The sequence below is a fragment of the Vibrio kanaloae genome, assembly GCF_024347535.1.
GTDB lineage: Bacteria > Pseudomonadota > Gammaproteobacteria > Enterobacterales > Vibrionaceae > Vibrio > Vibrio kanaloae.
On record NZ_AP025498.1, the window covers coordinates 1,316,483 to 1,341,532 of the forward strand.

The window sequence follows — 25,050 nt, forward strand, 5'->3', positions numbered from 1 at the left end:
GCAGAAAACGACTCTCTAATCTAGAGCCAATGAAAATAAGTGGCTAAACCCGAACAATATCTTCGTATTTTAGATATCCTTAAAGGAGTGATTTCAATAGGATTCAACCTTGAACAAACCAAACCACATAACATTCGCAACGTTCAATCTTTTGAACTACCTCGAACCACCGAATGCTTACTATGATTTTGAGAACATCTACAGCTTCGATGAATGGAAGAAGAAACAGCACTGGATGGCTGAAACGATTCGTTCATTAGATTGTGATGTGATTGGCTTTCAAGAGATATTTAGCCCGCAGTCTTTAGAGCAGTTAATGAATGAACTTGGCTACCCTTACTTTGCAGTAGTCGATAGCGCACACGTTGAAGATGATTACCTATATACCTCACCTGTCGTTGGTATTGCTTCCCGTTACCCGATTGAAAACGTACAGCCTGTTAGACCAGATTCGACGTTACTGACAGCATTCAACCTTGGCGACAAATTCTCATTCAACAGAACGCCTGTTCACACAACGATTACGTTACCCCATTTAGGTTCAACCGACTGTTATGTGGTGCACTTCAAATCACAACGACCGACAGAACCAAAAGCAGAATCGGTCAATGTAGACAACGCTCAGCAAGGTAAAAAACCACAAAGTGACACGCTCACTCGCTTACACCAAGAACAACTTGGCTCTTGGTTATCCAGTGCCCAACGCGGTCTAGAAGCTCAGATGCTGCATCAATACATCACCCATCAACGCTACCAGACCGATCAACCTGTCGTGTTGATGGGTGACTTTAATAAGCCTCTATTCAACGACGAGTTTAAAGGACTGTTGAGTTACTCAATCAACCGAGACGAAAACAGCAAGCATTGGCTGTCCCACTTTCGCTTAAAAGACAGCTGGGATCTTTACCATCAGCTACATGAAGAAGACTTGCTTGCACAGCGTAAGCCGACCCATTACTACGGCGCTTCTGGTTCTGTGCTGGACTACATTTTGATGTCAAACGAGTTTGACTGTCAGAACTCCTCGAGTTTGATGGAGATCTCTAGCTATACAGTGTTAGACCATCACCTAATTAATCCAAGCTTCGAGCATGACCAATTCAGTACGGACCATGCCATCGTTGCTGTAACAGCTCATACACGAGAAGCGTAAAATAAGTAAATCAACACATTCACCCTGCAAATAAATAGTGATTACGATCACCAAAACACGCACCATCGAAACGTTTCGATGATCGTTATCACACTCTAAAACAATCAAACGTGCAAATGATAAATCACACATTATTATCAATATCGAAACGTTTCGATGGCTTTTCTTGAGTTGTTCTCAACCCATTAAACGTTATTTTTCGATAGGTCGTGATATGAAAAAAAGTACTCTAATAAACTCTGAACTCTCTTATTTAGTGGCGACTCTTGGCCACACAGATGAAATCACGATTTGTGACGCGGGCTTACCGATTCCAGATCATATAACTCGCATTGATCTTGCTTTGACTCACGGTGTCCCAAGCTTTCATCAAACGGTAAAGACCATGCTGGATGAATCTCAAATCGAAGGCGTTGTGATTGCAGAAGAGTTTGCGAAAGTAAGCCCAGAGCACCACGCAGCGCTGATTGATTTAATCAAGACAGAAGAAGCACGTTGTGGCAAATCGCTTTCGATTACTTATATCACTCATGAAGAATTTAAACAGCGAACGCATGAAAGCCGCGCGGTGATTCGCACTGGTGAATGCACACCATACGCAAATGTTATTTTCCAAGCTGGCGTAACCTTTTAGCTCAAGCAAAACGCAACAACAGCTCAGTGTCATCACTGAACCAAAAGAATACATAGACAGAACAATCAAATACAACTGGCCCCGAGTAAAGGAACCGACATGACTCAAGCCATTTTAGAACTTAGCTCAATTGAGAAAGCCTTCCCTGGTGTTAAAGCACTGGATAAGGCAAGCCTCAACGTTTACCCAGGACGCGTAATGGCGTTAATGGGTGAAAACGGTGCGGGTAAATCAACACTCATGAAAGTGTTGACGGGTATCTATCACTTGGATGGCGGCACTATCGCCTACCAAGGAAAACCTGCCGCATTTAAAGGGCCGCGTGATTCTCAACAAGCAGGCATTAGCATCATTCACCAAGAACTGAATCTAATTCCTGAGTTGACCATTGCCGAGAACATCTTCTTAGGTCGTGAAATCACGGGCACCATGGGTCGCATCTTGTGGAACGAGATGTACCAAGAAGCGGACAAGTTACTTAAACGCCTTAACGTAAAACACAGCTCAAAAACACCTTTAGGCCAGCTAAGTCTTGGTGAGCAGCAAATGGTAGAGATCGCGAAAGCCCTATCGTTTGAATCTAAGGTCATCATTATGGATGAGCCGACTGATGCGCTAACCGATACTGAAACTGAGTCTCTGTTTAAGGTGATTAACGAACTGCGCGATGAAGGCTGTGGCATTGTTTATATCTCTCACCGTTTGAAAGAGATCTTCGAGATTTGTGATGACATCACAGTGCTTCGTGACGGTAAGTTCATTGGTCAGTGTGAAGTAAATGACACCGACGAAGATGGCCTAATCGAAATGATGGTTGGCCGTAAGCTAGACGAGCAATATCCACGTATCCGCCAGAGCCACGGTGAAACCTGTCTTGAAGTGATTGGCCTGACGGGTTCTGGTGTTCACGACGTGAGCTTTACGCTAAAACGCGGTGAAATCCTGGGTGTATCTGGTCTAATGGGTGCGGGTCGTACCGAACTGATGAAAGTGATTTACGGTGCCCTTCCAAGTGAACGCGGCGTCATCAACCTGGAAAACAAAACCATTAATCCTGTGAGTCCAAAAGATGGTCTTACCAATGGTATTGCTTACATCTCTGAAGACCGTAAAGGCGATGGTTTAGTGCTTGGGCTTTCAGTGAAAGAGAACATGTCGCTATGTTCACTGGATCTACTGACTAAGAGTGGTCAAATTCAACACCAAGACGAAGTGATGGCGGTTGATGATTTCATCAAGCTATTCAACATCAAAACACCAACTCGCGAGCAAATTATTGGTAACCTTTCTGGTGGCAACCAACAGAAAGTGGCTATCGCTAAAGGGTTGATGACTAAACCAAAAGTATTGATTCTCGATGAACCAACTCGTGGTGTCGATGTCGGTGCTAAGAAAGAGATTTACCAACTCATTAATAAATTTAAAGCCGACGGCATGAGCATCATCTTAGTCTCATCTGAAATGCCAGAAGTATTAGGAATGAGTGACCGCATCATGGTGATGCATGAAGGCCGTGTAAGCGGTGAATTTGATGCTAAAGAAGCAAACCAAGAATTATTACTGGCGTGTGCGGTCGGTAAAAAGCTCAACGAGGACGCAGCATGAGTACTAAAACCATAAGCAAAACAACTGAAACTGAAGCGCCAAAGAAGAAACCGTTAATCAGTAAAGAGTGGCTGATTGATCAAAAGTCATTAATTGCTTTGATCTTCCTGATTGTTGTCGTTTCTTTTCTAAATCCGAATTTCTTTACTGTCGACAACATCCTAAACATTCTGCGCCAAACCTCTATCAACGCCATTATCGCAGTGGGTATGACGCTGGTTATCTTAACCGCAGGTATCGACTTGAGTGTTGGTTCGGTACTGGCACTTTGTGGTGCATTCGCAGCCAGCATGATTGGTATGGAAATCCCAGTGATGATCGCAGTGCCAACCGCTCTAGTCGCAGGTGCTGCATTAGGTGCTATCAGTGGTGTGATTATCGCCAAGGGTAAGGTTCAAGCCTTCATCGCAACACTAGTCACCATGACTCTATTGCGCGGCGTAACCATGGTTTACACAGATGGTCGCCCTATTTCAACGGGCTTCACTGACACAGCGGACGCATTCGCTTGGTTCGGTACAGGCTACGCAATGGGTATCCCAGTTCCAGTATGGATCATGGTCGTGGTATTCGCAGCAGTGTGGTACCTACTTAACCACACACGCTTTGGTCGTTACGTTTACGCACTGGGTGGCAACGAATCAGCCACTCGCCTATCAGGCATCGACGTAGATAAAGTAAAAATCGGCGTTTACGCAATCTGTGGTCTGTTAGCAGCAGTGGCAGGCATCATCGTGGCATCTCGACTGTCATCAGCTCAACCAACCGCAGGTATGGGTTATGAATTAGACGCCATCGCAGCCGTAGTTCTTGGCGGCACAAGCTTAGCCGGCGGTCGTGGCCGCATCATGGGCACATTGATTGGTGCATTGATTATCGGTTTCCTTAACAACGCCCTAAACCTGTTAGACGTATCTTCTTACTACCAGATGATTGCAAAAGCAGTGGTTATCCTTCTGGCAGTATTGGTCGACAACAAAAACAAATAAGACTCTAGTTTGAGTCAATGCAACACCCTGCTTTATTTACAAAAAAGCATCGTTATAAAAGATCTATCAGTAATAAACCTATAAACATTAAATCTATAAATAATGTAACAACGAGCTAGGCCTCACCTCCTAGCTCACCCTACATAAAGGACTTACACCATGAAAAAATTAGCGACTCTTATTTCTGCTGCTCTTCTTTCTACAACGGTATCTGTGTCTGCACAGGCGCAAGATACAATGGCAATCGTTCTATCTACATTGAATAACCCATTCTTTGTAACCATGAAAGATGGCGCAGAAGCGAAAGCTGAAGAGCTAGGCTACAAGCTTATCGTTCTTGATTCTCAAAACGACCCAAGCAAAGAGCTTTCGAACATTGAAGATCTAACCATTCGTGGTGTTAAGGCAATCCTGATTAACCCTACAGATTCAGATGCAGTATCTAACGCTATTCGTATTGCTAACCGTTCAAACATCCCTGTACTAACGCTAGACCGTGGCGCGAGCCGTGGTGACGTAGTGAGCCACATTGCTTCTGATAACGTAATCGGCGGCGAAATGGCAGGTCACTTCATCATGGAAAAAGTAGGCGAGAAAGCGAAAGTAATCCAACTTGAAGGTATTGCTGGTACTTCTGCTGCTCGTGAACGTGGTGAAGGCTTCATGAACGCAGTAAACGGCAGCGACCTAGAGCTTCTAGCAAGCCAACCTGCTGATTTCGACCGTACTAAAGGCCTGAACGTAATGGAAAACTTGCTTGCAGCTAACCCAGACGTACAAGCAGTATTCGCTCAAAACGATGAAATGGCACTAGGTGCACTTCGCGCAGTTCAAGCTTCAGGTAAAGACGTAATGATCGTTGGCTTTGATGGCACTGAAGACGGCATCGCTGCTGTTAACCGTGGCCTACTTGGCGCAACGGTTGCACAACAGCCTGATCTAATCGGTTCTTTAGGTGTTGAAATGGCAGACAAAGTACTGAAAGGCGAGACAGTAGACGAGTACGTACCAGTACCTCTAAAAATCATCGCTAAGTAATCGTTACTAGATAACACGATATAAAGCAGGGGTCCCCTATCCCCTGCTTTGCTTAACTCATTAGCGCACTGGCTCAAGACAAAAGCAAAACCCGATAGTGCATCGCTGTTTCTCATAAGCCGCTAACAAGGCTAGCAATGAACACCATGAGAAAGACCTATGCATTTTCAAATACGATATATCATAAGGCTCGTATCATGACTCAACTGATTGTTTTAGGTAGCGTTAACGCTGACCACGTACTGCAAGTTCCTTCGTTCCCTCGTCCGGGTGAAACCTTGATTGGCGGTAACTATCAGGTCATTCCTGGCGGTAAAGGCGCAAACCAAGCCGTAGCAGCAGCAAGATTAAACGCAGACATTGGCTTCATCGCCTGTGTTGGTGACGACCCATTTGGCATCAACATTCGTCAAGATTTTGCTAAAGATGGTATCAACATCGACGGTGTGATCGTTGCAGACAACACGCCGACGGGCATCGCGATGATCCAAGTATCAGCAACCGGTGAAAACAGCATTTGTCTTTCAGCAGAAGCCAACGACAAACTGACTTGCGATCAAATCGAACCTCACCTAGAAAAAATCCGCGGCGCTAAATACCTACTGACTCAGCTTGAAACGCCAATTGAAGGCATTGAATACGCAGCAAAAGTAGCAAAAGAGAGTGGAACTAAAGTGATTCTTAACCCGGCTCCTGCTCGTCCATTATCAGATTCGCTGCTTGCTTGTGTTGACGTGATTACACCAAACGAAACCGAAGCTGAAGTGCTAACTGGCATTACCGTGACGGACAACGCATCTGCTCATCAGGCTGCGTTGGCTCTGCATACTAAAGGCATTGAAACGGTAATGATCACGCTAGGCGCGAAAGGCGTGTGGGTGAGTCATCGCGGTCAAGGCAATAAAGCTAGCGAAGGTGAATTAATCGCAGGCTTTCGTGTTGAAGCAACAGACACAACTGCCGCTGGTGACACTTTCAATGGCGCATTAGTCACAGGCTTGCTTGAAGATATGCCACTTGAGCGTGCGATTAAATTTGCCCACGCTGCAGCTGCTATCTCTGTGACACGCTTTGGAGCTCAAACCTCTATCCCAAGCCGTGCTGAGACCGATGCGTTTTTGGCAGAGCAACTGTCTGCTTAGTTTGATTCCTATTTGAAGGCCTAACTCCTGAGCTAAACCGTGGTTAACGGATGTTAGCCTTCAAATTCGGTAACAACAAATAACAAGCATAAGCCCCTGTTTTCAGGAAGAATATCGCCCAACGTGGAAGGTTATTCCCACAAGGATTTTTTATGGCAACAATGAAAGACATCGCACGGCTCGCAAAGGTTTCGACTTCTACCGTGAGCCACGTGATCAACAAATCACGCTTTGTCAGTGAAGAGATTGCTGAGCGTGTTAACAGTGCGGCTAAAGAACTAAACTATGCGCCGTCTGCATTGGCTCGCAGCTTGAAAATGAAGCAAACCAAAACCTTAGGAATGCTAGTGACCACATCCACCAACCCCTTTTTTGGTGAAGTAGTGAAAGGTGTGGAACGTCGTTGCTATGAAAAAGGCTACAATCTTATCTTGTGTAACACCGAAGGCGATAGCGAACGCATGAAATCCTCTATCGATACCTTGCTGCAAAAGCGTGTCGATGGCTTGATGCTGATGTGTTCTACCCTTGAAGGCGAACATATCGATGTATTTGATCGCTACCCAGAACTGCCTGTTGTGGTAATGGACTGGGGCCCTATGCTGTTTGCGAGCGATAAGATCCAAGATAACTCGCACCAAGGTGGCTACATGGCAACCAAACACCTGATTGATAACGGCCATTCTCAAATTGGTTGTATCACTGGTCCACTGCACCGCAATCAAGCTTCGTCTCGTTATCAAGGCTTCAAGCAAGCGATGGAAGAAGCGAATTTAGAGATCAACCCTAAGTGGATTGTTGAATCCAACTTTGAATGTGACGGTGGTTTTGACTCTTATCAGACATTGAAAACTCGTGGCGAAATGCCGTCTGCCTTGTTCGTCAGTAACGATATGATGGCGATGGGCGTGATTCACGCTGCGGCGCAAGATGGCACATCGATTCCGAATGATCTGTCTATCATTGGCTACGATGACATCCACCTGTCGAAGTACATGACACCCGCGTTAAGCACAATCCACCAGCCAAAGCACCGTTTAGGCAAAGTTGCAGTAGATACCCTTTTAAGCAGACTACACACTCCTGATGCTTACCCACAGGTTGTGGAACTCGAACCAACATTAGTCGAACGAAGCAGCGTAAAAACAATCTAGTTCGCCTGCTAAAAAATAACAAGGCATATCAACAGACTCACAACGGGCTGATATGTAAGTATCCCAGCTGTCTTGAAGTTACCTACATGCGAAAGATGGTCATGACACAAGGTGTAATGCTTAAAGACGGTCTAATGTAGGATAAGAATAACGCCAAAAATTAGCTATTGATGCTATGGTCTCTTGTTATGTTTGTACCTAAAAGTACGTTGAAAGAATATCTAGTTCCATATCAAGAAAGCCAGGATAGTAGAACTTGTAACCTTCCGAGATGAGGTCATTTATCAGAAAATTAAAGCGCTTTAGAGCCATACAATATGACTGCATGGCATCTACACCATAAATATACTCGTCAATACCCAATGCCAGAACATTAAATTTACAACGATAGTCACCCGTTGAACCTAGCTCAGGCAAACCTAGCTCAATAATCAAATTTAGCGCCTTATCATTAGGTTTTTTCACTACATATTCGCTAACTATCATAACTATTCCTCATAGTACATAGACATAATGCCCCCAAGAAAGGTACTAGCCTCCAGTACCATGGGCTAGCTTAAGAAACCTTGGGCGAGCAATGGATTTTAATTCTAAGACGAACAAAACTATTTTATGAACACCATACCATATGGTAACATTTAGTTAATATAAATAATAATTGAGAACCGTTATAATGCTTAATAAAATCGTCCTGATTTTTTCAATACTACTCATATCTGGCTGTGCAAATAATGCCATCCTTGAACTTCAGCAGCTTGATTCAACTAAAATAGAAAATAAAAGTATCCAGATCATTGATGATGGACGCACTAAAGAGTCAATTAAACATATCATTGCAAGTAAATTAGATGAGTACGGTTTCCAATATGAAGTCGTCGATATTTCTCAATCTAATTCTAGCACTACTGATAACCCAAAACTGACCTACTCTGCAAATTGGTGGTGGGATATGGCTAGTTACATGCGCTTTCTAAATGTTGAAATAAAAGACAACAAGCAAACCGTAGCACTTGTGAAAATTGACACGGTAAAATGTGGTGGATTTGACAAGTTTGGTTCAGCTCAACGCCGCACAGAAATTACTCTAGATCTACTATTAAGTAATTTAACTGAAGAAGAAGCAAACGAGTTAATCTGTCTTGGCGGCCAGCCAAACCAGTAATATTCGAAGGCCTCATAAAAATGAGGCCTACTTATATTTTGATATATAAACCCTGTCATATTGATGTATTGTTATGTGACTTGCGTTTAAATACGTTGTACAGAGCGCACTGGTACCCAGCCAATTTCGCATGTTGATCTCGAAACTCGATACCACTCATTGAGTTCATGCAGCACTGTCAGCTTTTCACCGATGACGGTATCGATCTCAACATTGTCATAATCTTCAAGCATTACCCCTAAGGAGCTGCTTTCGACCTTTTCTATATATTGAATTGGAGCCCAGCCTTGCTCACCAGTATCATTGGTTATAAAAATCCAATTGGGAAATTCGTCATCCATTTCACCCAGCGTTACTTTATCGCCTCGCTTCAAATAAAACGGATTTAGGTATTCTGAGACATGCTGTTGAGTAGTAACTACTTCCATATATCCTCCAAAGTATCAACGTTGTATTAAGTAGTGAGCAACGCCAACCACCAAACCTAAACCATTGTGCCGTAAACACTAAATTCAAGGCAAACCGAAAATGCCAAGCGTTGGGAGTCTGCCTTAAATGTTTTGTATGGTGTAAGTCTAACGATGCTTGTACTGAGTTGGGCAATAAGCTCTTGTAATATCAAAGCTTCGCAGTTTTTGGTGTTTGGTTAAGCGTCCCGAAACTCGAGAGCGCCACAATTTAAAACTGCCGCTTCTCAGTTTACTACGCATGAAGCGAATAACCTCAGCTTCATTCAAGCCGAATTGTAATTCTATCGCCTCAAACGGAGTTCTATCTTCCCATGCCATTTCAATAATTCTAGATGCTCTTTCTTCTTGTAGAGTCATTTTGTATTCCTAAGTTAAAAAGTCACATTTTGTACGTTAATTTCTAGCTTATGGTTCACAAAATATATAGCTTAACCTTCCAAACGGTAAGGAGTCGCACTTCAAACTTGATACTAAGCTTGTTCTACATGCGCGCGATCACACCAATACTCTGAGTAACTTTCTTTTACCCAACACTCAATTCGTATTGTGCCAAACTCTTTATAAGTACCTAGTTCTTCTGAGATTGTTATACGTTCAGACGATAATAAATCACTAACTGAATCAGCCAAACCTTCAAACCCATAGAGTTCAATATTTTCGTGTTCTCTTCGAAGAGTAAGCTTCAGAACTCCTTGTTCTTCGGTCCGAGTCGCTGTGAGATTACAAATAAAGTCAGGTCTCACACACTCGAATAGCTTCTTATAACTACTCATATTCCCTCCGAAAACATAACGCCGCGTTAAGTAGTGAGCGACGCCTGCCACCCAGCCTAACCCATTGCACCGTAAACACAAAATTCAACTTGAGCTGAAAATTCCGAGCGTTGCGAATCTGTCTTAAACGCTTGTTATGTGCGTACTACTTTAAGTTCTTAGGTAAAGAAATTGGAACCTTAAAAGCAATTCTAGAAGTTATGCTGTCCTTCGTGTCACCGGCTTTACTGAGCCCTAAACCCAACACAGAAATCTTAGCGGAACCACTCCCATTATCTTCTGTAGCGACTGCAACGTCGAACTCTACTGTTTGCATCAATGTTCTATTTTGAGCTTTCAGATGCTTGGTTGATTCTCCACCTGAAATTGGCATTTCATTTATAGACGCTCCAAACTCTGCAACTTCTTGTTGAGCTTGATGTACACCTTTGCAAAACATTATCAATGACTTAGCTACGAACCGGTCTAATTCCATACTTCACCTTACTTATCAATTTTCATCAAGCACATAACGCTAAGCTAAGTAGTGAGCAACGTAATACGAAGCCACCGCATAACACCTTAAACACATAAATCAACGCAAACTAAAAATGCCACGCGTTGCGAATCTGTCTTAAGCGCTTTGTTATATGTTTGGTTACACCTTATCCGCAAAGTAAGCCATGATTTCTTCTGTAGTCATTTCCTTAGTCTCGTTGGCAAAGCAGTAATAGCTCGGGCGCATGTCGCTAAAGTATTGCATGTCCATTTTCAAACCTTCTAAGTTTGGAAATAAGCCTACTGGCATGTTGTATTCACCTGTTTCTTTGAACTTGTAAAACAAATGAGTTCCACACTCCGTGCAGAAACCACGAGAAGCCCAAGAGGATGACTTGTACATTTTAACGTTGTTCTCACCCTCGATTTTCACTTGAGTTCCACATTTAACTGCGAAAAATGGTGCACCACCCCAAGTTCGACATGACTGACAATGACAAACTGTGAAGTTAGGGTTGATGCTTTCTGCTGTGATTTTTACAGAACCACATAGGCAGCTAGTCTCTGCGTAAGACATTAAATTACTCCTAAATTGATGAAAACATATAACGCCGCGTTAAGTGGTGAGCAACGCAGACCACCTGACCTAAACCATTGTGCCGTAAACACTAATGCTGAAACAAACCGAAAATGCCGAGCGTTGGGAATCCGTCTTAAACGCTTTGTATGGATAATAAGCACTCCAATCGGGTAAGGTGAGACCCAGACTTTAGCTGCAACTAAAGTTCTTCTATCTGATAGTTCGATTAAACGACGGCTCCTCTATTGAGAGACCGATAACAAGTACGAACGTCAGATAGAACTCCAAGCACCACACTCGAATAGTCTTCTGGGTCTCGAGCCCGCATTTGCAAGCAAGAGTTAGCTTATTATGAATACAAACACACTTCAAAACATTAATGTTGGCGTTGATACTGGTAAGTCACAATTAGACATCTATATCCGTCCACTCGACATTTATTTCACCGTACCAAATACCGATAAAGGCATCAGCGATGCCATCAAAACCATTAAGAAACACAAACCTCAACGCGTCGTAATTGAAGCTACAGGTCGATTAGAAATGCCGTTCATACTCGCATGTGACAAAGCCAAATTACCTTATGTTGTTGCCAACCCACTACGTATTAAAAGGTTTGCTGAGGCTATTGGGCAACGTGCTAAGAATGACCGCTTAGATGCCGCGCTCATCGCACATTATGCCGAAAGAGTTCAACCCGAACTGACTAAGCTAAAAAGTGAAAACATACGCCTTATGAGTGACTTAGTCACGAGGCGGAACCAACTACTCACCATGCAAACCATGGAAAGAAACCGACTACAAATATTACCTAAAAATATCTCATCGACCATTACCCCGATTCTGACCGCTCTAAAAAATCAGCTTGAAAAAGTAGAGGCAAAGATAGCAAAACTGATTGAGAGCAGTCCTGAGTACCAAGCTAAGAGCACCATTCTTCAAAGCATGCCAGGCGTTGGAAAAGTCCTAGCCGCCTCCTTAATTAGCAATGTACCCGAACTCGGTTTTATTACTAACAAGCAAGCTTCTTCTCTCATTGGCGTAGCACCTATAACAAGAGAAAGTGGACGCTTTAAAGGCAAACGGATGATAAAAGGAGGTCGACCTCAAGTTAGAACCGTTATGTATATGGCAATGATGTCTGCCATCCAATGTAACCCCGTTTTTAAGGCTACTTATGAACGATTACTCGCGGCAGGTAAACCAAAAAAAGTCGCAATCGTTGCCTGCATGAGAAAGATGGTTGTAATACTTAATTCAATGATAAGAGACGGCGTAATGTGGGATAAAGGTAGCGCCAAAAATTAAATATTGACGCCATAGTCTCTTGTTATGTGTTTATTCTTCGTAGATATCGATAATATGTTCAGGACCAAATACGACTTCATCACCGCATTTAAGTAATACATTCCCATATGGATCGTTATCCAATGTACCTACATACAAACCTTTCTCTAGCGCTATGACTGCCACCCACATTCGCTCAATGGAAACCTCTTCTTCGGAGTCAGGGTCAAGCATATTGAAGATAAGCTTAACAATAGATCCTAACTTAATTGAAGATCGGGCGTCAGAACTAGGAACCCAAAATGTGTCAGGGTGTTCTTTATTCAGTAACTCTCCATTCTCAAGAAAGTAACCGTCTTTCTCATATGTGGCTAATTCCATACTGCCTCCTACACATAACGCCGCATTAAGGTGTGAGCGACGCTTGGCTATACTTGAGCGAAGCGAAACTGCCAAGCGTTGCGAATCACTCTTAAATGCTTTGTTAGAAGTTTGCTCACCTAGTGCTCCGACTTTCCCTTTTCGCGTCATGTGGGAAACAGTTTGTATACGCACGAGCGACATGACTTTTGCCATTATCATCTACGACGACACAAACTAGATTGCACGGATTTCCCAATGCACTCCGCCAATTATGATGACGATCCTCATAATCTACTTCAAATTCAACGTAAACGTATGCTGAGCTAACCCATTCAAACGGAATTGAACGTTTTACAAGCAACCCTTTAAACATCTTTGAATAGCGTTCAGTCATGAGGTCAAAGTGCGGGTAATATGGAGCAATCTGTTGGGAAAAAAGGTCTATTGAAACATACTTGCTTTGAAGGTGGTCTACGAACAGGTAAAGCTTACCGATACCCCAATAACCATCGACATCATTGTTTCTACTCCGAAACGAGCCAACAATACCGCTTGCAATACTACCTAGTTCTCTCCTGCGTCCCATATTTATTCCTAAAACTTCTAACGCCCAATTAAGGGGTGAACAACGCCTCCCCCCGAACACAAAGCATTGTGCCATAAACACTAAATTTGAAGTAGAAGCAAAAATGCCAAGCGTTGTGAATCCCTCTTAAATTGCTTGTTATGTCTATAAGCCGAGGATATCGCTAACTAATTTTTGTTTCATTTCATATTCAATATGTTGAACCAAATCCCTAGAATTGTTCACTAGTTCTTTGACTGATTCAGGTGTTATTGCGACCTTATTGCCATTACTGTCCAAACCAGCTCGGTGAACGCAATCGTGGCGAATTTTAACCGCAGAAAACAGCCAAGATATGTTGCCAAAATCGCAGTCTAATACGGACTTATACATTGGCTTGATTATGTCCAAGCGATGAAATATTAGCTTTTTTAAATAGTCCGCTACTGTTAGCTTAAGACCTTCATGCTTCTTATAAATATCCTTCATTGTGAACTTCATGTCTGAAAATACTGGATCTGTTTCCACCAAACGACGAATCAGTTCATCTGAATTAGTTACTCTATGGATGAAAGTAGAAGCAAGATACGCCTCTAAAGAAGCAACTGTATGAGCATGCAGCATGACTAACAACGAGAATTGAGTTTCATTATCGGTAGCCACATTCAAAAGGTTTAAAATACTTTTAATTTGGCTGTCAAAAACACCAACTTGAGATTGGTCTTTGACATACCACTCTAATTCTTCATGAAGATACCAATCTAGCTCTTGTTGGCGTAACTCATGTTCAATATGGTCATCATATGCTTGTACTGCTTCTTCCCATTCATCTGAGCCTTCTTCACCAGCATCGTCACCATAATTATCCTCGATCCAGTCATACATTGGCTGCAACTCATCACGAAGTATCATTTCTTCTTTTGCTCGACCCATAATAAAAACCTCAAATATGTGGATAGACATAACGCTGCGTTAAGTAGTGAGCGACGCCACCACCTAACCTAAACCATTGCACCGTAAACACAAAATTCGACTTAAACTGAAAATGCCGAGCGTTGCGAATCTGCCTTAAACGCTTTGTTAGTTTGCCTACATGATACAGCCAAAGTTTAGCGCCAAGATGCTGAATTGGTTACAAAACTACTGGCTTTGAACACAGATGTAAAACTGAAAACTACAGAACTCAAGCCCAACTAACAAAACGCACTTGGCTAAGAAGCGACATACGCCAAACCACCACGATTTGAAGCACTCTAACTGGCAAAGGATTTGTTCGACTAACCTGACAACCAAGTGAGACCAAACCATTTGTTGAGTAATTTAGCCACCAAGAAAGAGAAGCCGCGCCAAAGAACAACACGAAAAAGCTAGAACCAGTAAGTGACTTCCCCAACACAAACGCTTCCCATATAGTGCCACCGGAAAGATGGTGAGATTGGAAAACGAACAGGTGCAAAGCACAGAAACCGGACAAAGCTCTTTGAAGATAAACGCTTTTCTACTATTGCAAACTAACGCCAAATTAAGTAATGAGCAACGCCACCACCTGACCTAAACCATTGTGCCGTAAACACTAAAACTGATTAAAACCGAAAGTGCCAAGCGTTGCGAATCTGCTTAAATTTATTGTTATAGCTATTTTCTGTACTCGAAAGTCGTTTTAGCTTTACCATGTCTATCAATGGAAAGTAGAAATCCTTCCCAGTCCCCTCCAGTATGGCTATACATCATAGAATGTAACTTCGGAACAAGCATTGTAAGTTGCTTTCGCTCAGGATAAACCAAAGGCAATGAAACTGTGTTGCCCTCATGCTCATACCAAAACTCAGCTCCTACAGATGAGCTACCATCATCTGATTCTCTGTAATCAAAATGACAGTTCAACACATCATAGGGCCCACTAAAGCTTAGACGCATAATATTACACAGTTCGCTAAGTATTAATTTATGTTCTTCAATTGGATTCATGAGTCCTTCCATACGTCTGATAGCTATAACGCCGCATTAAGGTGTGAGTAACGCGACCACGAGACTTGACCTTACCATCGTAAACACTGAACTCAACGATGGAATGAAAAATGCTAAGCGTTAGGAATCACTCTTAAATGCTTTGTTAGGCATATTTTCTGACATTAGCTGACTAACTTCCTCTGGGTACTCTTTTGAGAGAATCCAGCCTCTGCACAAGTTAAATAGAGAGTCTACAGATTCATAAAATGCTGCTACCGCCTCTAGATAGTTTTGCTCAGGAATAAAAGCTTGCTCATGAGAGATAGATACTCCGATACCTCCATTCTCATCACTTTGAGAAATGATCCCATGAATGTGCTTTTCTGATAGGTGTATAAACCCTGAACAGTTCTTATACACGCCTTCCATCCAAGGAAATTTCGGGTTAAACGTTTTCAGCAAATACCAATCTTGTAACTTTTGATTGTCTCTACTTTTAATTTTACTCACGGATTCGCCAGAGAGAACTTTATTCGCAAATTCATGAGGGTCATCAACTAATGTAGACGCAGCTAATCGAAGAATACTATCTACTTGCATTCGCAGGAACGGAGCAGCAGAAATATAGTTCCTTTCTTTAATTAGGTGAATAAATGCATGCAAATTGCATTTTGAACGATTTACAGCAGCGAGGAACAAGAAGTCCAGTGGATACATTTTTGAACCATCAGCTTCCATAATACTCTGAGCATACTTAATATGCTCTTTATCAGTTCTTTCAAGCCTTTCTAAATATTTCTCAAGCTCTACCATTTTACCCTCATATGCCTAACGCCCAATTAAGGTGTGAGGCACGCAATACCGATACTACCGCATACCACCATAACCACTAAAACCACTAAAACCAACGCATAGTAAAAATGCCACGCGTGCCGAATCACTCTTAAATTGTTTGTTAGCCGCTCATGCCAACGATAGCCCACCATCAACTACCAACGTGTGACCGACGATATAGCTGGCTTTATCTGATAATAAAAATTCAATTGCATTGACGATTTCGTCGATTTCTCCAAAGCGATTGATTGGTACTACGTCAGAAACATCAGCGCGGATATTAGAGTTTTCAAGTTGCCTTTCTTCCCATCGGGGAGTCCACGTTACACCGGGAGCAACCGCATTGATTCGAACTCCAGATTTGATGCTTTCTAGGGCAACAGATCTAGTCAGCCCCTCAAGGGCATGTTTAGCAGCACTATACATTGATGCATTAGGTGTTGGTCTAAGACCATTTACAGAGCTTACATTTACTATGGATGCGCCTGCTTCCATTAGTTTCAGTTCAGACCTTAAACACAAAGCTTGACACAAAAAATCTACATGAAGTGTTTCTTTGAGAAGTGATACATCAACTTGTGGCAGATAGCCTCTAGAAGCAAGAGCAGGAGAAGCGTTGTTGACCGCTACATCCAACTTCCCGTAGCGGTCTGCAATGTGAGCAAATAAACCGTCTAACTGTTGCTCATCGGCTATATCAACCGACTGGTAATCGACAGGTTTTAATTCTGGATATTTTTGCATGGCATTGAGCCAAACCTCCTTCGAGCGAGAGCACGTAACAACTTGATATCCCTGCTTAACGAGCCGAAGAACTGAATACAAACCGATTCCTTTTGAACCACCAGTGACTAATGCAATTTTCAATTTAGGACTCCTTTCCTATTTGTGTACTTTGACGGCTAACGCTAAGCTAAGTGGCTAACAAACCTGCCACCTTACCCAATTTGAACACCTTAAACACGCAACTGAACCAAACCAAAAATGCCGAGCGTTTGTTAGTCCGTCTTAAGCGCTTTGTTAGTTTGCCACCGCAATGAAGCCAGGGATTTAGCGCCAAGGTGCTGAATTTGCTATGAAACTACTGGCTTTGAACGCAAAAGTAAAACGAGCAGCTAAGAATTAAAACCCAACCGATAAAACGGACTTGGCTAAGAAGCGGCATACGACAAACAACCGCGGTTTGAAGCACTTTAACTGGCAAAGGATTCGTTCGACTAACCTGACAACCAAATATTACCAAGCCATTTGTTAACGAATGAGCCGCCAAGACAAAGAAAACGCATCAAAGAACTAGCAGCAATGTTAGAGCCAGTAAGTGACTCACTCACCGCAAACGCTTCCAATATAGTGCCACCGGAAAGTTCGTGAGATTGGAAAACGAACAGGTGAATAGCTAGAACGCAGAACAAGGCTTTTAGACCACAAACGCTTTTCTGCCCTTTGCAAACTAACGCCGCGTTAAGTAGTGAGTAACGCCACCACCATACTTAAACCATTGTGCCGTAAACACTAAAGCTGAATCAAACCCAAAATGCCGAGCGTTGCGAATCTGTCTTAAACGCTTTGTTATGCCGATACTACCAACTACCGCACAACTGGCTCTCACAAGGGCTACCATCATTGTCACCATCAATTTTAACTCCGGGACAGTTTGACAAGTAAAACTTGGCTTCATCACAAGATACCATCTGGCTGCAATAAGTTTTGCCTTGGCAGTTAAAGCCCATATTTTCATATGCAGGATTTAACTTTGGCTCTATTACAAAGATATATAAAACTGCACCTAAAAAACCAACAATAAGTGCAAGGAGTATAATTGAAAAAGGGTTGCTTTTTTGGGGTTCGACACCAACCAACTGTGCAATCGAAGCGCTTGGCTTAGAGGTATTCTCCGCAAGTTGAAATTCTACTTTATCTCCAACTTGTGGTCGGCGAAAACCCTTTTTGAATTTGGATACATGAACAAAAATGTCACCATTGAGATTGTCAGACTTTATAAAACCAAAACCTCTATCATCAACCCAGCGAACGATTTTCCCTTTCATATATCCTCCATTTTCTTATAGCGGCATAACGCCCAATTAAGTAGCCCGAAACGCACTGGCTAACTTTCCGCATTGCTCGGTAACACCAAACCCGACGCAAACCAAAATCGCCGAGCGTTGAGGGTCTGCTTGAATTGTTTGTTATGCGAGTTCACCTACCAAGCCAAGTTGGGCAGTGAAAAGATTACCTCAGACACGAAAAACCACAAACAAACCAAGCACTTTTTGTGATTCACTGAACAACCGAAGTCACTATGTTACAGACCAGCTTCCCACAAGTGACTAATAGTGAATTTCAGCGCATGACTCAGCTTTTGCTTCGAGAAACTCAACGCTGCGGACGACCAGCGAAGAAGAACTGCCGATAAACTTGCCCTTGCCACACTTTGCGCCAGCCAACCTCGCCACAAACCAACTCTGAAAACCAATGAGGCAACCCGCGAACTTTGGCATGTTTTACGGCCCGAGTGATTCAAGAATTTAGGCCGACAATGCTAAATTGCCGACACCGACAACCGACTGCCAAAGAGAGCGAGAAAGAGATATATAGAAGATTTTTTGCCCAGTCGCATAACGCTAAGCTAAGTAGTGAGCAACGCAATACGAAGCCACCGCATAACACCTTAAACACATAAATCAACGCATACTAAAAATGCCACGCGTTGCGAATCTGCCTTAAGCGCTTTGTTAGTTTGCCACCGCGATAAAGCCAAAGGTTTAGCGCCAAGGTGCTGAATTAGCTATAAAACTAATGGCTTTGAACGCAAAAGTAAAACGGGCAGCTCAGAATTTAAACCCAACTAACAAAACGCACTTGGCTAAGAAGACTTTCGTAGATGCCGACAGCCACAAATACCATCTTTAAATGTTCCCGCTTAACTTTCAAAACCAAAGAAGCAGCGTGCAAGAATATTGAGAAATGAACCTTACTAACACGGAAGAATTGAATGACACGAAAGCCAATTAGCCGGAAAACTGGCTACGCGAGATGCCTATTTCGATGAAGAGTCTTTGGGAAATAACAGGTGAATAGCTAGAACGTAGAACAAAGCTTTTAGACCACAAACGCTTTTCTGCCCTTTGCAAACTAACGCCTCATTAAGAGGAAATTTATAGTTGGCTAAAATGTTGAACGCAGTGAAAACAGCCAACTGTAAATTTTCCTGCTTTAATGACTTGTTAGGGTTACTTTTGCTCAAAAGGTGACACAAAGCAACCTTGCCTAAACTCTTGAATTACCATTTCAGCACTAAAACCTGAAACACCACCTTTTTGAACTAAACCATTTAAGGCATTAATAGCCTTTGACGTTTTGTCATTAGCTAATAAATGACTAGCAGTCCAACAAACTACCCAAGCATTTTCGTGGTTAAGCAAGGGAAGTAATTCAGATGAATCAGAAATATGAGCAATAGATGATTTCATGGCTTCAAAGTATTCATGATCACGAGATGATGTTCCGTCACCTTTTGAAATAGCTGATTTACAAAACTGTTTGATATGCGACATACTTTCCTTGTAACCCTAACGCCGCGTTAAGTGGTGAGCAACGCATACTACTACACTTAAAGTATTGTGCCGTAAACACTTAAACTGAAGCAAACCAAAAATGCCGAGCGTTGGGAATCCGTCTTAAACGCTTTGTTAAACATATTCTGGCGGTGGGAGTTCGCCTGCCACCATAAATGGATAGAAGAGATACTTCTCACTATACCTACGTCTCTTTAATATTTTCCACGGTAACGAACGAATGGTATTAACAAAGCCTTTGGGTAGATCGTACTCCATTATTATTTCTAAGTATTTTTGTTTGGATTGAGTGTCCAATTGCCAGTCAAAATCGAATTCGTCAAAACAGAACAAGTGTACAGAATGAGCCGGTGGCATTTGCGGGTATACATTTTTAAAAATTGGACCAAAATCCTTCATAGGCTCAGGCCGAATCATATTACCGCCGATAGTTAACTTTATATTTTCGGCTCTTTCACCACCAATATTTGTAAGTGTAAAAGATATGAAAACCTGTTGGTGACTGGTCGTGCCAACCACTAAAGAGGGGTCATCATGTGATGTAATATCGCGCCGGGGCTGCTTTAGGTTATGAATACGATGATAAACATCGAGTACTGGACGTTTTTGTGCGCTGACAACTTGAACACCAGCTTTCAACGCTCCCGATATTGCTGAACTAGATACTTCCATATTACCTCGATATGTTTAACGCCCAGTTAAGGGGTGAAGCACGCAATACCGATGTTACCGCATACCACTTCAACACCGAAACCACCGCATACCAAAAATGCCACGCGTGCTGAATCCCTCTTGAACTGTTTGTTAGGAGATTGTTCTCGACATACTGTAAAATCTATCATCAGCGCTATCCACTACAAACCCAACTCTTTCATAGAGATGGAAGGCTGGGCTGATTTTAAATACACGTAATCTTAGTCGATTAGCGCCTGATTCAATTGCTAACCTTTCACATTCAGAAAGTGCTAGTGCACCAATACCTTTATTTTGGTATTTCTCGCTGACTTGCAAGTCACGGACATAACAACCGTAGTTATCAAATGCCAAACGAATTGCTCCAACAACCTCACCATTGAACAGGATATCGAAATTGGTTAAATCATGGATTTGTTCTTCAATTTTTGAGCAATCCCAATCAACAGAATAATGCTCGTAGTATGAGCGCATATTTACGTAAGTAATTTTAGCCGAAGCTGATAAATCTTCTGTTTGTTGATACGAAACCATTGAATCTCCTAACGCCGCGTTAAGTGGTGAGCAACGCCACCACCCTACCTAAACCATTGTGACATAAACATTTAAACTGAACTAAGCCGAAAATGCCAAGCGTTGAGAATCCGTCTTAAACGCTTTGTTATGTGCCTGAGTTCACGATATATCCTATAGCTTGAACCATATAAAACAACACAGTTATTGGCACTGCTGTATTCATTGCTAGCAAAATGAGCATTGTCCATACGCTGACTGACTCTGAGCCTCCGTATACTCGCTTAACTACATCAAAACCAGTGTGCCATGCGTAGAAAATAATAAGAATACTGGACGTTAGCCCAATAACGAGCAAAGGGACTGAATGTGTATGGTCAAACAAAGCAAAGATAAACCCTGTTATCGCGGTCCAAGATAATATATTAAACCAGTTTTTTATAAGGTCCTGTTCGTACAACCATTCCGTTTTATGGGCAATGAAATCAAAGGTCTTATCTAACAAGTCTTTACTGCTCAAAACTTACACCTCATGATAGGTACATAACGCCGCATTAAGGTGTGAGCGGCGCTTGGCTATACTTGAGCGAAGCGAAACTGCCAAGCGTTGCGAATCACTCTTGAATGCTTTGTTATGTGCGTACTAAACGGTAGCGCCTTACCGTACCCTCTCTGTCATCTGTGTAGTTACCGAGGTATTCACCACCACAGTTTTCTATGACTTTTTGAGACGCGGGATTGTCAGTTGAGCAAGTAACAATAACTGAATCAGTGACAACATGGTCTCGCACCCAAGCAAGCAGAAATGAGGCTACACCCTTACCACGAGCTGACGGTCTAGTTTCGTAGCCAACATGACCAATGACATTTTCTACGTTGGCATTAGTACCTTTGCGAACTCGGATTGCACCTAAAATTTCGGAGTTCGATACACAGTAGTAAGTTGTGCTAGGTAAATATCCCTTTGGTAACTCGGAGATTGCCTTTGAACGTTCGACCAAACCTGACAAATAAGCTGTCGGATCTTGCTCCACACCCGAATATTTTGGAATACCCGATTCTAGGCATTCTTTCGCATAACTCACTAATATTGGGGCCAAATTAGGGTTGGCCTCTACCACTTCCATGTCAATTTTCTTCATAAGCACATAACGCCGCGTTAAGTGGTGAACAACGCAAACCACCAAACCTAAACCATTGCACCTTAAACACTTAAGCCAACTTGAAGTGAAATCGCCAAGCGTTGTGAATCCGTCTTAAACGCTTTGTTATGTGCATTTTAGCTGCAACTCTATTAGCTTCTTTTCACTTAGACTATCAAACTTTTCGCACTTAATATGATTCTCTTGGCAGTACTTTCCAATTAGCTCATCCAACTTTTTTTTCGTAGACGTACTACCTTTAAGTTCACGCGATAAAAGCATGCCTGTTAGGACAACATCAAGGTGAGTTTTTGATGATTGTATTGTGGATAATCCCAAATGAAACGAGTTCATTGAAAGTGCAGCAGCAATAGCCTGTCCTTTCTCCGAATCCAGGTCACAAACACTATAGCGAGCTAACATATTTGAGTTCTCGATTAAGGGTTCCGCACCTTTAGATTTCATATGTTTAAAAGCACGAATTTGGTGCTCTAGCTTACTATCATGATGTTCTTTTATATCAAATACATACTCAGACAGAACATGCAGACTAGCATATCCACCCAAACAAAATGCCACTACAAAAACTACCAATAATCGTACCAAGTTCGCCTCCCGCACATAACGCCCAGTTAAGGGGTGAAGCACCCAATACCAATGTTACCGCATGGCACTTCAACACCGAAACCAAACGCATATCAAAAATGCCACGCGTGCTGAATCCCACTTGAACTGTTTGTTAGCACGCTGCCCTTTAAGCCGTTGGCACACACCAAGATATTGAAATATAGCACAAATTTCATAACTAAAAACACTTAAGCCAAACGGGCAGCTGCCAAACTTAAAACTAGCTATAAACGCAAGTTGGCAAGAAGAAAAACAAGCGAAACTGCCCTATTTTCGCAGTAATAAAATTTGCAAAGGATTCGATCATCGGACTTGAACAACCACGACAAAGAACCAAATTTTAGGAAGGAAACCAACCGCATCAAAGAAACCGCGCCAAAGAAACAGCCCGAAAGTTAGAAACCGTAAACGCTGAAATCAAAGCGAAAACTTTACATCTAGTGCCACCGGAGCGAACGTGAGAGAAACATTTGATCAGGTGTAAATCTGGGAAAAGAAACCAATAAACATCAAGACTTTTGCCCTTTGATTCCAACCCAGTGCTAACGCTAAGCTAAGTAGTGAGCAACGCAATACGAAGCCACCGCATAACACCTTAAACACATAAATCAACGCATACTAAAAATGCCACGCGTTGCGAATCTGTCTTAAGCGCTTTGTTAGTTTGCCACCGCGATGAAACCAGAGATTTAGCACCAAGGTGCTGAATTAGTTATAAAACTACTGTCTTTAAACGCAAAAGTAAAACGGACAGCTCAGAATTTAACCCCAACCAACAAAACGCACTTGGCTAAGAAGCGACATACGACAAACAACCACGGTTTGAAGCGCTTTAACTGACAAAGGATTCGTTCGACCAACCTGACAACCAAGTGTGATCAAGCCATTTGTTAACAAATTAGCTGCCAAGAAAAAGAAAACGCACCAACGAATTAGCAACAATGTTAGAGCCAGTAAGTGACTAACGCACCGCAAACGCTTCCAACATAGTGCCACCGGAAAGTTCGTGAGATTGGAAAACGGACAGGTGTATAGCTAGAACGTAAAACAAGGCTTTTAGACTACAAACGCTTTTCTGCCCTTTGCAAACTAACGCCCTGTTAAGGTGAAATAAACAACACATCAATACCTTATATATCAACAATTTAAAACTAAAACTCAACTTTAAAATATAATACATGTAGCAAATATGTAGCTTTATAATTTTGCATTCTTACAACCAAAAACAAGCTCTTTCTAACACGTTTCTGGACACTTTCGAGCTAGAAAGTGCCATGGGTTAAAACTCAACCTCAGAAGCTTGTCAGTGGCTTTGCCAATTTAGCATTTAACGGATTATCTTCGGTATCGCTGCAGAGAAGACTACACATTATCTGCAGAACTATTACAGCCCTTTTATTTTATTCTTAGCTAAGTTTTCCTGTTGCTTAAGAAACATGAAGAAGTTTGTCTCACTAACAAATGGGTTCCCATTTGCACCTAGCTTCTCCCTATTCTCAAATAGGTAATTTTTATGTGGATGGTTCGAAAGGTTAACGCTCACAACAGGCGACTGGAGTGAAATCTTTCTAATTTTCTCCATACTACTCAAGAACTGGTCAATCATTTTTGGATCGTTGCCACTTACGCTATGGCCACCAACGATAAATGCACGATGTTCAGCGCCTTTATCTTCGACTGTAAAGCTTAGGGAAAAGTCGCCTTCTGTGTGACCCGGCGTGAGATAGAACTTAAACTCATGACCACCAATAACCATAGAGCTATCGCTTTCTATCTCTATGTCTAGGTTTGGGGGAAGGAACTTGCTCTCACCTTTGCTTTTGTTTGATTGCTGTATAGATAGCTCATGAGCGCTTTTGGTCATCACAACTTTAGAACCATACATCTTTTGAAGTAACTGAGCGCCCCCAACATGGTCAGAATGCCCATGCGTTACCAATATGTGCGTTATTGGCTTACCTTCTAACCCTAGCTTCTCAAGGTTGATTGGGACCCACTTAGAATAAGGGGAATCAAGTGTATCAACTATCACTAATCCGTCATCTGTATCAATTGCATATGATGAAACCCATTTGTCCCCAACATAATAAACATTATCAAACATCTGAAACGGTTCTACATAACCGTTCTTATCATTCATCGTTGGAACGTCTTTGCTTGAGGAAGCAAAGACCGATGCGCTGAAGAGAACACCTAATATAATTTTTTTCACGAAATCACCTGCAAACACTTATTGCTTAGTTTGAGTCCTGACTTACCAATACACTTCCTTGAGCGCTGAGTAAGTCCAAAAGGAAGCTACGATTTTGAAAGCAATTTAT

Annotated in this window: 27 protein-coding genes; 9 read left to right on the plus strand and 18 right to left on the minus strand. The window is 42.3% G+C overall.

Features of this window, described 5'->3' with window-relative positions; translation table 11 throughout:
* Positions 1–109 precede the first annotated feature (109 nt).
* The 7 genes from OCV24_RS20040 (at position 110) to OCV24_RS20070 (ending at position 7,715) form a co-directional block, all read left to right on the plus strand.
* A complete protein-coding gene (locus OCV24_RS20040; protein ID WP_102506185.1) occupies positions 110–1,153 on the plus strand; it encodes an endonuclease/exonuclease/phosphatase family protein in 1,044 nt (347 codons plus the stop codon).
* A 214-nt stretch (positions 1,154–1,367) separates the two neighbouring features.
* Positions 1,368–1,787, plus strand: coding sequence for a D-ribose pyranase (gene rbsD / locus OCV24_RS20045; protein ID WP_146450286.1), 420 nt, complete (start codon positions 1,368–1,370; stop codon positions 1,785–1,787).
* Positions 1,788–1,886: 99 nt separating this feature from the next.
* Positions 1,887–3,392: a ribose ABC transporter ATP-binding protein RbsA gene (gene rbsA, locus OCV24_RS20050; protein WP_046224737.1), complete on the plus strand. Its 1,506-nt coding sequence runs from the start codon at positions 1,887–1,889 to the stop codon at positions 3,390–3,392.
* Entirely contained in the window at positions 3,389–4,381 is a 993-nt protein-coding gene (rbsC, locus tag OCV24_RS20055; protein WP_046224736.1) for a ribose ABC transporter permease, read from the plus strand. The genes rbsA and rbsC overlap by 4 nt, the downstream gene beginning before the upstream one ends.
* A 159-nt stretch (positions 4,382–4,540) precedes the next feature.
* Positions 4,541–5,419, plus strand: a complete 879-nt coding sequence (gene rbsB, locus OCV24_RS20060) for a ribose ABC transporter substrate-binding protein RbsB (RefSeq protein ID WP_009844904.1) — start codon at positions 4,541–4,543, stop codon at positions 5,417–5,419.
* A gap of 197 nt (positions 5,420–5,616) precedes the next feature.
* Positions 5,617–6,561: a ribokinase gene (gene rbsK / locus OCV24_RS20065; protein ID WP_046224735.1), complete on the plus strand. Its 945-nt coding sequence runs from the start codon at positions 5,617–5,619 to the stop codon at positions 6,559–6,561.
* 152 nt (positions 6,562–6,713) lie between these two features.
* Positions 6,714–7,715, plus strand: a complete 1,002-nt coding sequence (locus OCV24_RS20070) for a substrate-binding domain-containing protein (RefSeq protein WP_150879209.1) — start codon at positions 6,714–6,716, stop codon at positions 7,713–7,715.
* A gap of 198 nt (positions 7,716–7,913) precedes the next feature.
* Here the strand turns inward: OCV24_RS20070 and OCV24_RS20075 are convergent, their stop codons facing one another.
* The gene (locus tag OCV24_RS20075) at positions 7,914–8,201 is read right to left on the minus strand and encodes a hypothetical protein (protein ID WP_150879208.1); all 288 of its coding nucleotides are present in this window, start codon (positions 8,199–8,201) and stop codon (positions 7,914–7,916) included.
* A gap of 187 nt (positions 8,202–8,388) precedes the next feature.
* Between OCV24_RS20075 and OCV24_RS20080 the strand changes: the two genes are divergently transcribed.
* Entirely contained in the window at positions 8,389–8,877 is a 489-nt protein-coding gene (locus OCV24_RS20080; RefSeq protein ID WP_017058474.1) for an Sbal_3080 family lipoprotein, read from the plus strand.
* Between the two features lie 86 nt (positions 8,878–8,963).
* On the opposite strand, the gene OCV24_RS20085 is transcribed toward OCV24_RS20080, so the two are convergent.
* The 4 genes from OCV24_RS20085 to OCV24_RS20100 form a co-directional block, all read right to left on the minus strand.
* On the minus strand, positions 8,964–9,305 hold the full coding sequence (locus OCV24_RS20085) for an SH3 domain-containing protein (protein WP_136979907.1): 342 nt from the start codon (positions 9,303–9,305) through the stop codon (positions 8,964–8,966).
* Between the two features lie 147 nt (positions 9,306–9,452).
* Positions 9,453–9,704, minus strand: coding sequence for a TIGR03643 family protein (locus tag OCV24_RS20090; RefSeq protein ID WP_077681566.1), 252 nt, complete (start codon positions 9,702–9,704; stop codon positions 9,453–9,455).
* Positions 9,705–10,265: 561 nt separating this feature from the next.
* Positions 10,266–10,595, minus strand: a complete 330-nt coding sequence (locus tag OCV24_RS20095; RefSeq protein ID WP_150879206.1) for a hypothetical protein — start codon at positions 10,593–10,595, stop codon at positions 10,266–10,268.
* Between the two features lie 162 nt (positions 10,596–10,757).
* Entirely contained in the window at positions 10,758–11,174 is a 417-nt protein-coding gene (locus OCV24_RS20100; protein WP_017058393.1) for a GFA family protein, read from the minus strand.
* A 354-nt stretch (positions 11,175–11,528) separates the two neighbouring features.
* Between OCV24_RS20100 and OCV24_RS20105 the strand changes: the two genes are divergently transcribed.
* Positions 11,529–12,485 (plus strand): IS110 family RNA-guided transposase, encoded by a 957-nt coding sequence (locus OCV24_RS20105; protein WP_150879399.1) that lies wholly within the window; start codon positions 11,529–11,531, stop codon positions 12,483–12,485.
* A gap of 30 nt (positions 12,486–12,515) precedes the next feature.
* On the opposite strand, the gene OCV24_RS20110 is transcribed toward OCV24_RS20105, so the two are convergent.
* The 13 genes from OCV24_RS20110 to OCV24_RS20175 all read right to left on the minus strand — a co-directional run bounded on the left by OCV24_RS20110 (position 12,516) and on the right by OCV24_RS20175 (position 24,941).
* Positions 12,516–12,845 (minus strand): DUF2314 domain-containing protein, encoded by a 330-nt coding sequence (locus tag OCV24_RS20110; protein WP_150879383.1) that lies wholly within the window; start codon positions 12,843–12,845, stop codon positions 12,516–12,518.
* Positions 12,846–12,960: 115 nt separating this feature from the next.
* Positions 12,961–13,413, minus strand: coding sequence for a hypothetical protein (locus tag OCV24_RS20785; protein WP_150879381.1), 453 nt, complete (start codon positions 13,411–13,413; stop codon positions 12,961–12,963).
* Positions 13,414–13,557: 144 nt separating this feature from the next.
* Positions 13,558–14,325 carry a hypothetical protein gene (locus tag OCV24_RS20115; RefSeq protein ID WP_150879379.1) on the minus strand — a complete coding sequence of 256 codons (768 nt, stop codon included), beginning with the start codon at positions 14,323–14,325 and terminating at the stop codon, positions 13,558–13,560.
* Positions 14,326–15,027: 702 nt separating this feature from the next.
* Complete coding sequence (locus OCV24_RS20120; protein ID WP_150879378.1) at positions 15,028–15,360, minus strand: hypothetical protein; 333 nt, start codon at positions 15,358–15,360, stop codon at positions 15,028–15,030.
* Between the two features lie 120 nt (positions 15,361–15,480).
* On the minus strand, positions 15,481–16,155 hold the full coding sequence (locus tag OCV24_RS20125; protein WP_050914892.1) for a hypothetical protein: 675 nt from the start codon (positions 16,153–16,155) through the stop codon (positions 15,481–15,483).
* Positions 16,156–16,305: 150 nt separating this feature from the next.
* Entirely contained in the window at positions 16,306–17,043 is a 738-nt protein-coding gene (locus OCV24_RS20135; protein ID WP_150879375.1) for an SDR family NAD(P)-dependent oxidoreductase, read from the minus strand.
* A 713-nt stretch (positions 17,044–17,756) separates the two neighbouring features.
* Positions 17,757–18,224, minus strand: coding sequence for a cold shock domain-containing protein (locus OCV24_RS20140; RefSeq protein ID WP_077681830.1), 468 nt, complete (start codon positions 18,222–18,224; stop codon positions 17,757–17,759).
* Between the two features lie 1,185 nt (positions 18,225–19,409).
* The gene (locus tag OCV24_RS20145; protein WP_150879374.1) at positions 19,410–19,733 is read right to left on the minus strand and encodes a hypothetical protein; all 324 of its coding nucleotides are present in this window, start codon (positions 19,731–19,733) and stop codon (positions 19,410–19,412) included.
* A gap of 135 nt (positions 19,734–19,868) precedes the next feature.
* The gene (locus tag OCV24_RS20150; RefSeq protein ID WP_167514288.1) at positions 19,869–20,426 is read right to left on the minus strand and encodes a hypothetical protein; all 558 of its coding nucleotides are present in this window, start codon (positions 20,424–20,426) and stop codon (positions 19,869–19,871) included.
* A 132-nt stretch (positions 20,427–20,558) separates the two neighbouring features.
* Complete coding sequence (locus OCV24_RS20160; RefSeq protein WP_017054818.1) at positions 20,559–20,981, minus strand: GNAT family N-acetyltransferase; 423 nt, start codon at positions 20,979–20,981, stop codon at positions 20,559–20,561.
* A gap of 611 nt (positions 20,982–21,592) precedes the next feature.
* Positions 21,593–22,087: a GNAT family N-acetyltransferase gene (locus OCV24_RS20165; protein WP_150879382.1), complete on the minus strand. Its 495-nt coding sequence runs from the start codon at positions 22,085–22,087 to the stop codon at positions 21,593–21,595.
* Between the two features lie 141 nt (positions 22,088–22,228).
* On the minus strand, positions 22,229–22,708 hold the full coding sequence (locus tag OCV24_RS20170; protein WP_150879373.1) for a hypothetical protein: 480 nt from the start codon (positions 22,706–22,708) through the stop codon (positions 22,229–22,231).
* Positions 22,709–24,113: 1,405 nt separating this feature from the next.
* Positions 24,114–24,941, minus strand: coding sequence for an MBL fold metallo-hydrolase (locus OCV24_RS20175; protein ID WP_208806563.1), 828 nt, complete (start codon positions 24,939–24,941; stop codon positions 24,114–24,116).
* Positions 24,942–25,050 lie beyond the last annotated feature (109 nt).

Excerpts from the sequence above, each read along its gene's own strand:
- OCV24_RS20160 (WP_017054818.1), bottom strand. The coding sequence starts at position 20,981 with ATGGTTTCGTATCAACAAACAGAAGATTTATCAGCTTCGGCTAAAATT.
- OCV24_RS20110 (WP_150879383.1), bottom strand. The coding sequence starts at position 12,845 with ATGGAATTAGCCACATATGAGAAAGACGGTTACTTTCTTGAGAATGGA.
- OCV24_RS20150 (WP_167514288.1), bottom strand. The coding sequence starts at position 20,426 with ATGGAAGTATCTAGTTCAGCAATATCGGGAGCGTTGAAAGCTGGTGTT.
- OCV24_RS20090 (WP_077681566.1), bottom strand. The coding sequence starts at position 9,704 with ATGACTCTACAAGAAGAAAGAGCATCTAGAATTATTGAAATGGCATGG.
- OCV24_RS20785 (WP_150879381.1), bottom strand. The coding sequence starts at position 13,413 with ATGGGACGCAGGAGAGAACTAGGTAGTATTGCAAGCGGTATTGTTGGC.
- rbsB (WP_009844904.1), top strand. The coding sequence starts at position 4,541 with ATGAAAAAATTAGCGACTCTTATTTCTGCTGCTCTTCTTTCTACAACG.
- OCV24_RS20140 (WP_077681830.1), bottom strand. The coding sequence starts at position 18,224 with ATGAAAGGGAAAATCGTTCGCTGGGTTGATGATAGAGGTTTTGGTTTT.
- rbsC (WP_046224736.1), top strand. The coding sequence starts at position 3,389 with ATGAGTACTAAAACCATAAGCAAAACAACTGAAACTGAAGCGCCAAAG.
- OCV24_RS20165 (WP_150879382.1), bottom strand. The coding sequence starts at position 22,087 with ATGGAAGTGGTAGAGGCCAACCCTAATTTGGCCCCAATATTAGTGAGT.
- OCV24_RS20075 (WP_150879208.1), bottom strand. The coding sequence starts at position 8,201 with ATGATAGTTAGCGAATATGTAGTGAAAAAACCTAATGATAAGGCGCTA.
- OCV24_RS20080 (WP_017058474.1), top strand. The coding sequence starts at position 8,389 with ATGCTTAATAAAATCGTCCTGATTTTTTCAATACTACTCATATCTGGC.
- OCV24_RS20145 (WP_150879374.1), bottom strand. The coding sequence starts at position 19,733 with ATGTCGCATATCAAACAGTTTTGTAAATCAGCTATTTCAAAAGGTGAC.
- rbsA (WP_046224737.1), top strand. The coding sequence starts at position 1,887 with ATGACTCAAGCCATTTTAGAACTTAGCTCAATTGAGAAAGCCTTCCCT.
- OCV24_RS20105 (WP_150879399.1), top strand. The coding sequence starts at position 11,529 with ATGAATACAAACACACTTCAAAACATTAATGTTGGCGTTGATACTGGT.
- OCV24_RS20070 (WP_150879209.1), top strand. The coding sequence starts at position 6,714 with ATGGCAACAATGAAAGACATCGCACGGCTCGCAAAGGTTTCGACTTCT.
- rbsD (WP_146450286.1), top strand. The coding sequence starts at position 1,368 with ATGAAAAAAAGTACTCTAATAAACTCTGAACTCTCTTATTTAGTGGCG.
- OCV24_RS20100 (WP_017058393.1), bottom strand. The coding sequence starts at position 11,174 with ATGTCTTACGCAGAGACTAGCTGCCTATGTGGTTCTGTAAAAATCACA.
- OCV24_RS20120 (WP_150879378.1), bottom strand. The coding sequence starts at position 15,360 with ATGAATCCAATTGAAGAACATAAATTAATACTTAGCGAACTGTGTAAT.
- OCV24_RS20115 (WP_150879379.1), bottom strand. The coding sequence starts at position 14,325 with ATGGGTCGAGCAAAAGAAGAAATGATACTTCGTGATGAGTTGCAGCCA.
- OCV24_RS20125 (WP_050914892.1), bottom strand. The coding sequence starts at position 16,155 with ATGGTAGAGCTTGAGAAATATTTAGAAAGGCTTGAAAGAACTGATAAA.
- OCV24_RS20085 (WP_136979907.1), bottom strand. The coding sequence starts at position 9,305 with ATGGAAGTAGTTACTACTCAACAGCATGTCTCAGAATACCTAAATCCG.
- OCV24_RS20095 (WP_150879206.1), bottom strand. The coding sequence starts at position 10,595 with ATGGAATTAGACCGGTTCGTAGCTAAGTCATTGATAATGTTTTGCAAA.
- rbsK (WP_046224735.1), top strand. The coding sequence starts at position 5,617 with ATGACTCAACTGATTGTTTTAGGTAGCGTTAACGCTGACCACGTACTG.